Annotated in this window: 12 protein-coding genes; 8 read left to right on the top strand and 4 right to left on the bottom strand. The window is 69.4% G+C overall.

From position 1 onward, the window contains the following. Positions 1–331: 331 nt before the first annotated feature. The 3 genes from WT26_RS04695 to WT26_RS04685 all read left to right on the top strand — a co-directional run bounded on the left by WT26_RS04695 (position 332) and on the right by WT26_RS04685 (position 3,969). Entirely contained in the window at positions 332–1,753 is a 1,422-nt protein-coding gene (locus tag WT26_RS04695; protein ID WP_069272290.1) for a DUF2957 domain-containing protein, read from the top strand. 119 nt (positions 1,754–1,872) lie between these two features. After that, entirely contained in the window at positions 1,873–3,117 is a 1,245-nt protein-coding gene (locus tag WT26_RS04690; RefSeq protein ID WP_059528279.1) for a DUF2957 domain-containing protein, read from the top strand. Positions 3,118–3,135: 18 nt separating this feature from the next. Continuing rightward, positions 3,136–3,969 carry an OmpW/AlkL family protein gene (locus tag WT26_RS04685; RefSeq protein ID WP_059528277.1) on the top strand — a complete coding sequence of 278 codons (834 nt, stop codon included), beginning with the start codon at positions 3,136–3,138 and terminating at the stop codon, positions 3,967–3,969. A 160-nt stretch (positions 3,970–4,129) separates the two neighbouring features. On the opposite strand, the gene WT26_RS04680 is transcribed toward WT26_RS04685, so the two are convergent. Continuing rightward, positions 4,130–5,056, bottom strand: a complete 927-nt coding sequence (locus tag WT26_RS04680) for a LysR family transcriptional regulator (protein ID WP_069272289.1) — start codon at positions 5,054–5,056, stop codon at positions 4,130–4,132. Between the two features lie 93 nt (positions 5,057–5,149). Between WT26_RS04680 and WT26_RS04675 the strand changes: the two genes are divergently transcribed. Continuing rightward, positions 5,150–6,442: an MFS transporter gene (locus WT26_RS04675; protein ID WP_069272288.1), complete on the top strand. Its 1,293-nt coding sequence runs from the start codon at positions 5,150–5,152 to the stop codon at positions 6,440–6,442. Between the two features lie 66 nt (positions 6,443–6,508). Here WT26_RS04675 and WT26_RS04670 read toward each other — a convergent pair whose 3' ends face one another. Then, the gene (locus WT26_RS04670; protein WP_069272287.1) at positions 6,509–7,150 is read right to left on the bottom strand and encodes a LysE family translocator; all 642 of its coding nucleotides are present in this window, start codon (positions 7,148–7,150) and stop codon (positions 6,509–6,511) included. Positions 7,151–7,229: 79 nt separating this feature from the next. Beyond that, positions 7,230–8,099: an NAD(P)-dependent oxidoreductase gene (locus tag WT26_RS04665; protein WP_059528270.1), complete on the bottom strand. Its 870-nt coding sequence runs from the start codon at positions 8,097–8,099 to the stop codon at positions 7,230–7,232. Positions 8,100–8,193: 94 nt separating this feature from the next. Here WT26_RS04665 and WT26_RS04660 point away from each other — a divergent pair, with 94 nt between their 5' ends. Continuing rightward, positions 8,194–8,937, top strand: a complete 744-nt coding sequence (locus WT26_RS04660) for a Mut7-C RNAse domain-containing protein (protein ID WP_069272286.1) — start codon at positions 8,194–8,196, stop codon at positions 8,935–8,937. Positions 8,938–9,030: 93 nt separating this feature from the next. Here the strand turns inward: WT26_RS04660 and WT26_RS04655 are convergent, their stop codons facing one another. Next, positions 9,031–9,264 (bottom strand): hypothetical protein, encoded by a 234-nt coding sequence (locus WT26_RS04655; RefSeq protein WP_069272285.1) that lies wholly within the window; start codon positions 9,262–9,264, stop codon positions 9,031–9,033. 296 nt (positions 9,265–9,560) lie between these two features. Here WT26_RS04655 and WT26_RS04650 point away from each other — a divergent pair, with 296 nt between their 5' ends. Genes WT26_RS04650 through WT26_RS04640 form a run of 3 tightly spaced genes read left to right on the top strand, consistent with a single transcriptional unit; the run spans position 9,561 to position 12,651 of the window. Further along, positions 9,561–10,769 (top strand): efflux RND transporter periplasmic adaptor subunit, encoded by a 1,209-nt coding sequence (locus WT26_RS04650; RefSeq protein WP_069272284.1) that lies wholly within the window; start codon positions 9,561–9,563, stop codon positions 10,767–10,769. A gap of 7 nt (positions 10,770–10,776) precedes the next feature. After that, positions 10,777–11,475: an ABC transporter ATP-binding protein gene (locus tag WT26_RS04645; protein WP_059901145.1), complete on the top strand. Its 699-nt coding sequence runs from the start codon at positions 10,777–10,779 to the stop codon at positions 11,473–11,475. 21 nt (positions 11,476–11,496) lie between these two features. Further along, positions 11,497–12,651, top strand: coding sequence for an ABC transporter permease (locus WT26_RS04640; RefSeq protein WP_069272283.1), 1,155 nt, complete (start codon positions 11,497–11,499; stop codon positions 12,649–12,651). The last annotated feature ends 3 nt before the right edge of the window (positions 12,652–12,654 follow it).

Here is a 12,654-nt window from a genome sequence, read left to right as displayed (position 1 = left end):
AAGCTTTCGATTGCGCGATTACCAGTGAATTAACCCCACCCCTCGTTATCCAGTCAATCCCGAATAGGGATAAACCGGATACCGACTGCTTTAAACGCGGCCGTTATACCCGCGAAGGCTCTTCGCCGGCCTGTCCGGCGTCGCACATCCCCCACTCCGGCAGCTTCCGGCATCCTGTCGCACGTTTTAATTCTTACTGAATGCCGTGCCGGGCAAGGATTCAAAACACGATGCCCGTTTCAATCGCCTTTTTTAGACGGGTTCATCAATTGACAGCAAAAATCCAGGCGGCGACATTAGCTCGCACAATTAAACGATTGGAGACAGCGGCATGTCGCACACCTTATCGAAGGGGGTGGCAACGGCCTTTGCCATTGCCCCTTTCCTGGTTGCATGTGGTGGGGGGGACGGCGGCGCACCCGCGCCGATCAATGCGCCCCAATGTTCCGGATCGAGCTGCGGCACGCAAGGGCCGCCGCCTTCGCAGCCCATCAACGGCGCGCTGTGCCCGGCCAACGCGGACATCGTGAAGAGCACGTACCTCGGCGGCGCCGGTAGCGGCGAGATCGTCAGCGTCAACATCGACGCCGTGGCGATGACCTACACGCTCAAGTGGCTCGAATCGCCGATTCCGCTCGCGACCGGCACGGTCACGCCGAGCCGCGCCGGCACGACGATCACCGGTGCGGTCATGCACCCGCCGGCCGGCACGCTGCCGACCGCCGAGCAGACGCGCTGCGCGTTCATCCTGACGCCGGGCACGGGCAAGGCGCCGAGCGGCGCCACGTACTCGACGGCCGCCGACTTCAACCAGGCGAACCCGCCGATGCTGCTGGTCGGCATGGGCGTCGCGGGCGGCGGCATTCCGGGGGCGACGGTGCAGTACGACGGGCTGACGATCATCCCGGGCGTGCTGCAGAACGTCGGCCAGGTCCCGAACCGTCACTTCGATTTCTACCCGTTCCTCGGCTTCGCGAACACGACGACGGATATCTCGAAGCTGCCGGGCACGTACAACGCACTGATCTACCACCTCGTGCCGTCGGGCAACTACGCGACGAAGGGCACGAACTCGAGCGAGACGTTCGACGCGAACGGCGCGTGCACGTCGACGAGCGCGGGCGGCTGCCAGACGACCGGCAACCCGTGGACCGTGAACACCGCGAACGGCGGCTATTTCGACAGCACGAAGGCGCCGCAGACGCTGCCGCAAACGCAGTTGCCGCTCGTCGGCGCGACCGGCAAGTCGGCCACCGCGCACATGGTGATCGGCCAGCTCAACGGTGCGACGGTGCCGGTGATCGTGCGGACGGGCTACGTGAACCTCGGCACGGCGCCGCTGCACACCGACGCGCAGGTCGACGACGAATCGGGCATCGCGGTGCTCGGCGCGGCGACGGCCCTCTCGTCGGGTGCGATCGACGGCGGCTACGCCGGCGCGGACTCGAACTTCAAGTACACGGCGGCCCTGATCCGCGGCAGCAACGCGTCGTTCATCAACCCGAGCACGCAGGCCGAGGAAGACGGCTTCACGCTCGACTACGGCCAGGCGACGCCGGGCCTGCTGAACCTGCAGACGATCCCGCCGGCCAATTCGGGCTACGCGGCAAGTTCCGGACTACTGATCGCGACGGGCGGGCTGTACGCGGCGCTGATCCAGGGCACGGTGAACGGCGGCGTCACGTCGACGTCGGCGAATTCGACGACGTCGTCGACACCGTACTTCGGCGTGGGCGCGCAGATCAGCAAGTAACGCGCGCCGCCGCGGCTACGACCGAGAGGCGCCCGGCACGGCGCCGGCAGTGCAATACACATACAGGAAGCGGCCGACAGGGAGCTGGCCGCCGCACAAGACAAATCTGGAGGAGCAACATGAAGCGCAACCTCATTCTGGCGGCGGCCCTTGCCGCCCCCCTTCTTTCCGCCTGCGGCGGCAGCGGCGGCGACAACCCGCCCCCGCTCGTCGAAGAGCGGCTTTGCCCTGCCACGCTCGACTACAACACCGTGTATACGGGCGGCGCGGGCAGCGGCGAACTCGCGAAGGTCCAGCTCGACACGACCAAGATGACCTGGCAGGTCACCTATGTCGAATCGGCGGTGCCGCAAAAGACCGGCACCGTCACGCCGACCCGCGCGGGCACCGTCGACAGCGGCACGCTCACGCAGGAAACCCTGCTGCCGACCAACAAGCTGAACCAGTGCGCATTCCGCCTGAACGGCGCGAGCCTCGACGCGTCGCGTCCGGCGCGCATCTTCGTCGGCTTCGGCGTCGCGGGCGGCACGATTCCCGGCAAGGAGATCCAGTTCGACGGCGTGCTCGGCCAGGCCGCGGTGCCCGACACGAAATTCCCGTACTACCCGTTCATCGGCTTCTCGTCGATCGAAACCGACATCACGAAGGTCGCGGGCACGTACAGCCACACCGGCTTCGGCGAAGTGCCGTCGCAGAAATTCGCGCCGGCGTCGATCGACGCGAAGGTGACGATCAACGCGGACGGCACGTGGACCAAGTGCGACACGACCGGGCAGTTCGCCGGCGGCGCATGCGTGCAGCAGGGCACGAACTTCGTGCAGTCGGCCGACGGCAGCGGCGCGTTCCAGTCCAACAACTACGCGAGCCAGTTGAAGCCGACGTTGTCGGCCACCCCGCAGGGCAAGGGCTTCATGATCGTCGGCAAGCTGCGCAACCAGCTCGTGCCGATCCTCGTGCGCACGGGTGTCGCGAACCCGAACCCGACGCCGGACAGCAACGGCGTGCCGGGCCTGACCGCCGACGACGAATCGAGCATCTCGATCCTCGCGCCGCAGACGGCCATCGCGGCCGGTTCGCAGAACGGTGAATACATCGGCGTCGACAGCCAGTTCGATTACCGGACCACCGCGCTGATCGACAAGCAGGCCACGCTGCTCGACCCGTTCCAGCCGTCGCAGGCATCGCTCGCGACCGCGCTCGACCTGGACTACACGCAGAAGGTGCCGGGCACGGTCACGACGATCCACACGGGTTCGGGCAGCACGTCGCCGACCGGCAAGTTCATCTTCTCGGGCGGCGTGTTCGGTTTCCTCGACAACGCGGGATCGACGCCGTATTTCACGATCGGCGCATTCGTCCAGTAAGCGGAGGGAAATGCCGTGATGAAGAAAACCCTTCTCTGCGCGGCGGCCGGCGCCGCCGCCGTGGCGCCGCTCGCGGCGCACGCGCAGAGCGCCGGCAGCAACGTCGTCACGCTGGGCTGGTTCCACGTGATGCCGCAGCAGAGCAGCACGCCGATGACGACCAACGTCGCCCCGACACCGATCAACACCCCGCTGCGGCTGCCGCCGTCGTTCACGTCGCCGGGCACCGGGCTGCACACGAGCGGCGCCGACACCGTCGGCCTGACGGTCAGCCACTTCCTGACCGACCATATCGCGGTCACGTCGGTGGCCGGCGTGCCGCCGGTGTTCAAGGTGTCGGGCCAGGGCACGATCAAGCCGCCGGGCCCGGCCGGCGCGCTCGGTACGCAGAACATCGGGCTGGCCTCGGTCAACCCGATCGTGAAGAGCGTGCGGCAGTGGAGCCCGGCGGCGATCCTGCAGTACTACTTCGGGGCGGCGAACGCGAAATTCCGGCCGTTCCTCGGGCTCGGCGTGTCGTACAACTGGTTCAGCGACCTGCAGCTCAACACGAACTTCATCAAGCAGACGCAGGACAACCTCGGCGCGATCCTCGCGGCAGGCGCGGGCAAGCCGGGTACGACCTCGGTGGAGGCGAAGGCGTCGTCGTCCTGGCAGCCGGTGTTCAACGCGGGCCTGCAGTACAACATGACGGAACACTTCGGGCTGGTCGCGTCGGTGACCTACATTCCGCTGAAGACGACGTCGACGGTGACGATCAAGGCGGCGGACGGCTCGGTGCTCGCCGAATCGAAATCGGACCTGAAGGCCGACCCGATCATCAGCTACGTCGGGATGACGTACAAGTTCTGAGACTGATCGGAAAAGTACGGACGAAAAAAAGCCCGCCTAAGAGGCGGGCTGAATCCATATCAGAGGAGACATGGAGGAGACAGGTGCAATTCTAGCGAATCGGTTTCCGCAATGCAACATTTCCGTAGAGAAAATCAGGATTTTCCCTCGAATGCCGACTCTAAACAGTCAGCACTTCTGACCCTACCTCGTTTTCCTGCGCCAGCACCTCGCCCAGCGCATCGCGCAGCAGCGCGACGGGCCGCACCAGCCGGCCCGGCAGCGCGCCGTGCACGATCCACACGTTGATTCGCGTCTCCAGCCCGGAGGTGCGGACTACCCGCAGCCCATCGCGGTGCGCGCTGCGCGCCAGCGCGTTCGGCGCGGCGATGCCGATGCCCGCGCCGCGCGCGACGAGCGACAGCTGCAGCTCCGAGCCGAACGCCTCGACCGCGACGTCGAACGGCAGCCCGGCCGCGCCGAGCGTGCGGCTCAGCGCCGAGCGCATCCCGCAGCCGTCCTGGCTCAGCACCCACGGAAAACGCGACAGCGTGTCGAGCGACAGCGGGCCGTCCGGCAGCGGGAAATCGCGCGCCGCGACCAGCACGACCGGTTGCGTGCCGAGCAGCGTCGTCGTCAGCGCATCAGGCAACACCGCGCTCGCCGGCATCATCACCGCCGCCGCGTCGAGCGCGCCCCGTTCGAGGCCCGCCACGAGCGCCGGCGACCAGCCGGCCGTCACCCGCAGCGTGAGGCGCGCAAACGCGTCGCGCAGCCGGTCGATCGGCTGCTCGAGCGCCAGCTCGGACAGGAACGGCGGCACGCCGATGCGCAGCTCGCCGGACGGCTCGCTGTCCGGCGAACCCGCCGCCATCAGCTCGTCGACCGCGCCCAGCACGTTGCGCGCGAGCGCGTAGACGTCGCGCCCGGCGGCAGTCGGCTTCAGCGGCTTGCTTTGCCGTTCGAGCAGCGGCATGCCGAGCAGCGTTTCGAGATTCTGCACGCGCCGCGTCAGGCCCGGCTGCGTCAGGTGAAGCTTCGCCGCCGCCGCGACCATCGACCCGCTGTCGACCACCGCGACGAACGCCTGGAGATCACGCGTATTCAAAACAAACTCGCATAATCATGTTAGAGATATTTCAATTGTCGCATAAACATCCGCCGCCTACGATGGGGCTTTCCACTCTCCGACAGGCCCGCGATGACCCGCCCCGCCGATCTCTGCCCTGCCCCTGCCGCCGCGCCGCGCGCATCCGGCGGCGCAACGCCCGCGTTGAGCGCGGGCATGACGCTGTTCTTCGCCGCGACGGTCGGCGTGATCGTGATCGACCTGTTCGCCGCGCAGCCGCTGACGGGCCCGATCAGCGCCGATCTCCACCTGCCGCCCGGCCTTGCCGGGCTCGTCGCGATGTTGCCGCAGCTCGGCTACGCGGCCGGGCTCGTGCTGCTCGTGCCGCTCGTCGACCTGCTGGAGAATCGCCGGGTGATCGTGACGACGCTCGCCGTGTGCGCGGCGATGCTCGCGCTGCCCGCGTTCACGCGGTCGGGCACCGTGTTCCTGCTGGCCACCCTCGTGGCCGGTGCCGCGTCGAGCGTGATCCAGATGCTCGTGCCGATGGCCGCGTCGATGGCGCCCGAGACGCAGCGCGGCCGCGCGGTCGGCAACGTGATGAGCGGGCTGATGATCGGCATCCTGCTGTCGCGGCCGCTCGCGAGCCTGATCGCGGGCTCGGCCGGCTGGCGTGCGTTCTACGGCATCGCCGCGGCCGCGGACGCGTCCATCGCCGCCGTGCTCGCGTTGCGGCTGCCCGCGCGCCGGCCGCATGCGACGGCCGGCTATCGCGCGCTGCTCGCGTCGATGGGGCGCCTGCTGGCCGACGAGCCGGTGCTGCGCCGGCATGCGCTGTCGGCCGCGCTCGCGATGGCCGCGTTCAGCGCATTCTGGACCGCGGTCGGGCTGCGGCTCGCGCAGCCGCCGTTCGGCCTCGACCTGCACGGGATCGCGCTGTTCGCGTTCGCCGGCGCGAGCGGCGCGATCGCAACCCCATTCGCCGGCCGGGCCGGTGATCGCGGCCACGGCGCCGCCGCGCTGCGGCTCGCGCACTTCTCGATGCTGACGGCGCTCGTCGCGATCGGCGTCGCAGGCGCCGGCTGGTTCGGCTTCGACGCGCACGCGCATCGCGGCCTCGCGCTCGCGCTGCTGGCCGGCGGCGCGGCGCTGCTCGACGCGGGTGTCATCGTCGACCAGACGATCGGCCGCCGCGCGATCAACCTGCTGAACCCGGCCGCACGCGGCCGCCTGAACGGGCTGTTCGTCGGGCTGTTCTTCATCGGCGGCGCGCTCGGCGCGGCGCTCGCAGGCAGTGCGTGGGCGTGGCGCGGGTGGAGCGCGGTGTGCGGCGTCGCGCTGGCGTTCACCGGCGCCGCCGGCGCGTTCGGGCGCCTGGCCGAGCGCCGTCCCGGCACGGCGGCCGTGCCCGGCGCACGCCCCTGAAAGACGAACGCCCCGCCCTCGGACGAGGACGGGGCGTGGGGCCGAAGCAGCCGGCAACCGCCGGGATCAGTGACGAACCAGCGCCATCATCGCGCCGAAGCCGACGAACAGCCCGCCCGTCAGCCGGTTGAAGATCTTCGCGACGCTCTGGCTCTTCAGCGTCGCGCCGATGCGCGTGCCGAACGACGCGTAGACGAGATACCAGCTCACCTCGATCACCGCGAACGTGACGACGAGAATGCCGAATTGCGGCAGCGTCGGCTCGGCCGCGTTGATGAACTGCGGCAGCAGCGCGGCCGCGAACAGGATCGCCTTCGGGTTGCTGCCCGCGACCAGGAAACCGTTGCGGAACAGCACCCCGCGCGATGCCGGCGCGGCCTGGCGCGGCACGGTTTCGACGTCGGCGCCCGGCGCGTCGGCCTCGACGCGTGCGCGCCACGCCTTCACGCCGAGGTAGATCAGGTAGGCCGCGCCCGCGAAGCGCAACGTGTTGAACATCGCCGGCCACGCCTCGAGCACGGCCCCGAGGCCCGCCGCCGACACCGACAGCATCAGCACCAGCGCGGAGAGGCAGCCTGCCATCGTCGCCGACGAGCGCCGCAGGCCATGCCGCGCGCCGTGCGTCATCACCAGCAGCATGTTCGGGCCCGGAATCGCCGACACGACGAACACCGTCGCCACGAAAAGCCACCACGTATGCAAGCTCATTGCCACCTCTGCGCGAAGGAAAACGAAAGGACGATTATGCCGGCTGCGGCGCGGATTTGTCCCGCGCCGCCCGCCCGCTTCAGCGGCCCGCGCGGCGCAGTGCGACTTCGCCGAGCACCGCGAAATCCTGGTCGCCGCCGCCGTGCGCAAGCGCGTCGAGCAGGTTGTCGCGCACGACGCTCGCCACCGGCAGCGGCACCGACACGGCGTCGCCGGCTTCCAGCGCCAGGCGAACGTCCTTCAGCCCGAGGCGCGCCTTGAAGCGCGCAGGCTCGTAGCGCCGCTCGGCGATCATCGAGCCGTAACCCTCGTAGACGGGCCCCGGAAACACGCTGCCGGTGATCACGTCGAGGAAGTCGCGCATCGCGACGCCATGCGCGCCCAGCAGCGCGGACGCCTCGCCGAGCGTCTCGATCGCCGACGCGAGCGTGAAGTTCGCGGCGATCTTCGCGACGTTCGCGTGCTGCGGCAGCGAACCGAACCGCCAGGTCTTCTGGCCGATCGCGTCGAACAGCGGCTGCACGCGGTCGATCGCCTCGGCCGGGCCGCCCGCCATGATCGTCAGGCGCGCGGCGGCCGCGACATCGGGCCGTCCCATCACCGGCGCGGCGACGTAATGGATGCCGCGCGACGCATGCGCGTGCGCGAGCGATTCGGCCAGCGCGACCGACACCGTCGCCATGTTGACGTGGATCAGGCCGCGCGGCGCCTGCGCGAGCAGCGCATCGTCGAAGACCTCGCGCGCGGCGGCATCGTCGGCCAGCATCGAGAACACCGCGTCGCCGCGAAACGCGTCGGCCGGCGTGTCGACGATCTGCGCGCCGACCGCGGCCAGCGGCTCGGCGCGCTCGCGCGACCGGTTCCAGACCCGCACCGTGTGTCCGGCCTTCAGCAGGTTCGTCGCGATCGCCTGCCCCATTTCGCCCAGCCCGATAAACCCGAGATCCATCGCACGCTCCTTCGACAAGTGAAGCCGCGAGTTAAACACAATCGCGTGCAGCCTGCAGGCAGCGCCGCCGCTCGCACGATGCGATACTGCGCGCATGGCGACCGCGACCTTCCGCTTCCACGGCGAACTGAACGCCTTTCTCCCGCGCGCGCAGCGCGACCGCGCGTTCGCCCGCGCGTGCGGCAGCGCGGCGAGCGTCAAGCACATGGTCGAGGCGCTCGGCGTCCCGCATACCGAAATCGGCCGGCTGTGCGTGAACGGCGCGCCGGCGCCGTTCGACCGGCGGCTCGCGGACGGCGACCGCGTCGACGTCTACCCGGAACGCGCGCCGCAACCCGCGGACGGCGCCCGCGCGCCGGCGCCGCCGGACTGGCGCTTCGTCGCCGACGCCCATCTCGGCGGCCTCGCGCAACTGCTGCGCCTCGCGGGCTTCGACACCTGCTACGACAACCACTACCGCGACGACGAGCTCGCGGCGCTCGCCGCGCGCGAGGGCCGGATCGTGCTGACCCGCGACCGCGAGCTGCTCAAGCGGCGCGCGGTCGAGCGCGGCTGCTACCTGCACGCGCTGCAGCCGGCCGACCAGTTGCGCGAACTGTTCGAGCGGCTCGATCTCGCGCCGCACATGCACCCGTTCCGGCTGTGCCTGCGCTGCAATGCACCGCTGCATCCGCTGAGCGCCGAAGACGCGGCCCTGCGCGTGCCGGCCGGCGTCCGGCAGCGGCACCGGCGCTTCGCCGCGTGCGACGTGTGCCGGCGCGTGTTCTGGGAAGGCTCGCACTGGCGGCGCATGCGCACGGTGGTCGACGCGATGCGCGCTGTCGCGCCCGGGGCCTGAAAAAAACAAAACCCCGCATGCCGGAGCATGCGGGGTTGCCGGAGTTGCCGGGTCTGCAATTGGCGGCCGGAAGCCCGGCCTCGAGCGCGCGACTTAGTTTTGCATGCCCTTGTCGTTCGTGCCGGCGGCCGATGCGGCTGCAGCCTTCGCCTGGCCCTTCTTCGAACCGTGGTGCTTCAGCTGGTGCTTCGGCTTGCTGTGATCCTTCTTCATCGGCGCCGATGCGGCGGCCGGCGCTTCGGCAGCCGGCGCCGAAGCCTGTGCGAATGCCGAAACCGATGCGAGCGCGAATGCTGCAGCGATGATCGAAGCGAGCGTCTTCTTCATTGTTCTTCCTTTGGCGGAGAAAAAATCAAACGTACCGGTAAGTAAAGATGCGAGGCATTCGCATCGGAACGCCAGCCGTGCTGGCCGGGACGGCCTTCGAATGCTGACGCACTGGCTGCATAACGCCCCGTCGTCGCGGCGAGTTGACAGGTCGCCCGCAGCATCCGGGCTTTCCCTGACGCACCGCACCGCCGCGCAAGAAGCGCCCGTCGCCGGCCGCCGATACGACGCTATACTTGGCCAGGCTTGCGTCCCTTCCCCGAAACCGGCCCGCGACCGCCACGAGGCGCTCCCAATTGCCCGATCACAATCTGGACAAACTGAAAATCGACCGGCCGCCGCTCACCGCGGCCGCGCAGCGACGGCACCCGTGGCGCCGCCATGCGGCCATCGCGCTCGTCGTCGCCGTCGCCATCGGCGCGGGGTTCGCGCTGACCGGCCGGCCGGCCGTCGACACCACCACCGTCACGTCCGCCTATCCGTACCAGAACGACACGCAGCTGAATGCGACCGGCTACGTCGTGCCGCAGCGCAAGGCCGCGGTCGCGTCGAAGGGCCAGGGGCGCGTCGAATGGCTCGGCGTGCTGGAAGGCACGCGCGTGAAGAAGGACGAGATCATCGCGCGACTCGAAAGCCGCGACGTCGCGGCCGCGCTCGGGCAGGCGCTGGCGCAGGTCAAGGTCGCGCAAGCCAACCTGGCGCTGCAGCAGGCCGAGTTGAAGGACGCCGAAATCGCGTTCCATCGCACCGAAATCCTCGCGCCGAAGGGTGCGGTGCCGGCGGCGCAGTACGACACCGATCTCGCGCGCGTCAACAAGGCGCGGGCCTCCGTCAACAGCAGCCGGGCCGCGATCGCGTCGGCCGACGCCAACGCGCAGGCCGCGCAGGTCGCGGTCGACCAGACGGTGATCCGCGCGCCGTTCGACGGCATCGTGCTCGCGAAGCACGCGAACGTCGGCGACAACATCACGCCGTTCTCGTCCGCGTCGGACAGCAAGGGGGCGGTCGTGACGATCGCCGACATGGACACGCTCGAGGTCGAGGCCGACGTCGCCGAATCGAACATCGCGAAGATCCGCGCCGAGCAGCCGTGCGAGATCCAGCTCGACGCGCTGCCCGACATGCGCTTCGCGGGCCGCGTGTCGCGCATCGTGCCGACCGTCGACCGCTCGAAGGCCACCGTGCTCGTGAAGGTGCGCTTCGTCGACCGCGACGAGCGCGTGCTGCCCGACATGAGCGCGAAGATCGCGTTCCTGTCGAAGCCGGTGTCGGCGCAGGACCGGCAGCCCGTGACGGCCGTGCAGGCGAGCGCCGTGGTCGAGCGCGACGGCCGGCCGGTCGTGTTCGTCGTGAAGGACGACATCGTGCACGCGACGGCCGTGACCGCCGGCATGCGGATCGGCGAGCTCGTCGCGATCCGCGGCGTGAAACCCGGCGACACGGTCGTGCTCGCACCGGGCACGAAGCTCAAGGACGGCGCGAAAGTGACCGTCGCGAAGAAGTAGCGTACGCGTGAACCACGCCCCGCCGCCCCTCGTCGAGCTCAGCCACGTCGCGAAATCGTACCGGCGCGGCAACCAGATCGTGCCCGTGCTGACCGACATCACGCTCGACATCGGCGAAGGCGACTTCGTCGCGCTGATGGGGCCGTCCGGCTCCGGCAAGAGCACGCTGCTGAACCTCGTGGCCGGCATCGACCGGCCCGACGGCGGCGAGCTGCGCGTGGGCGGGCTCGACATCTCGCAACTCGCGGAGGCGCAACTGGCCGAATGGCGCGCGGCGAACGTCGGCTTCATCTTCCAGTTCTACAACCTGATGCCGGTGCTCACCGCGTTCGAGAACGTCGAGCTGCCGCTGATGCTCACGCACCTGTCGCGCCGCGAGCGGCGCGAGCGCGTCGAGCTCGTGCTCGACATGGTGAACCTCGGCGACCGCACGAGCCACTACCCGTCCGAGCTGTCGGGCGGCCAGCAGCAGCGCGTCGCGATCGCGCGCGCACTGATCACCGACCCCGTGCTGATCGTCGCCGACGAGCCGACCGGTGACCTCGACCGCGCGTCGGCCACCGACGTGCTCGCGATGCTGCAGCGGATGAACGCCGAGCTCGGCAAGACGATCATCATGGTGACCCACGACGCGCACGCGGCCGGCGCCGCGCGCTCGCTCGTGCACCTGGAAAAAGGGGAGCTGATCGATGGGCACGCCGGTTGACCGGCTGCGGGAGCGCATGCGATGTACGTGCTGAAGCTGATCGCGCGCAATGCGCTGCGGCACCGGCTGCGCACGCTGCTGACCGTGCTCGGGCTCACGATCGCGGTGCTCGCGTTCGGGCTGCTGCATACGGTGGTCGACGCGTGGTACGCGGGCGCGGCCGCCGCGTCCAGCGGGCGGCTCGTCACGCGCAACGCGATCTCGCTCGTGTTTCCGCTGCCCGTCAGCTACGAGAACCGGATCCGCGGCGCCGAAGGCGTGACGGCCGTGGTCCGCTCGAACTGGTTCGGCGGCATCTACCGCGACCCGAAGAACTTCTTCGCGAGCTTCGCGGTGTCGGACAACTACCTCGACCTGTACCCCGAATTCATCGTGCCCGAGCAGCAGCGCGCCGACTACAACCGCGACCGGCGCGGCTGCCTGGTCGGGCGCCAGCTCGCCGATCAGTTCGGCTTCAAGGTCGGCGACGTGATCCCGCTGAAGGGCACGATCTATCCGGGCACGTGGGACTTCGTCGTGCGCGGGATTCTCGACGGCCGCGACGATTCGACGATCACGCGCCAGCTGGTGTTTCACTGGGAATACCTGAACGAGCGCGTGCGCAAGACGACGCCGCGGCAGGCCGACCAGGTCGGCGTGTACGTGTTCGGGATCGCCGCCCCGGACGATGCCGCCGCGATCTCCCGCAACGTCGACGCGGTGTTCAGGAACTCGCTCGCCGAGACGCTGACCGAAACCGAACAGGCGTTCCAGCTCGGCTTCGTCGCGATGTCGAACCAGATCATCGCGGCGATCCGCCTGGTGTCGTACGTGGTGATCCTGATCATCATGGCGGTGATGGCCAATGCGATGGCGATGAGCGCGCGCGAACGCACGGCCGAATACGCGACGCTGAAGGCGCTCGGCTTCGGCCCCGGGTTCCTCGCGCTGATCGTGTTCGGCGAATCGGTCGTGATTGCCGCGATCGGCGGCAGCCTCGGCATGCTCGCGATGCCGCCGGCGGCGCATCTGTTCAAGCAGGCGACCGGCGGCGTGTTCCCGGTCTTCAACGTGTCCGCGCAGACGATCGCGCTGCAGGCCGCGTGCTCGGTCGCGGTCGGCTTCGCGGCCGCGATCGTGCCGGCGTGGCAGGCGGCGCGCGTGCGTGTGGTCGAGGGCCTGCGGGCGATCGGCTAGGCG

Origin of the sequence: Burkholderia cepacia, assembly GCF_001718835.1 — a bacterium.
Lineage (GTDB): Bacteria > Pseudomonadota > Gammaproteobacteria > Burkholderiales > Burkholderiaceae > Burkholderia > Burkholderia cepacia_F.
Note: the sequence above shows the minus strand (reverse complement) of the source record. Positions and strands in the feature narration are given on the sequence as shown.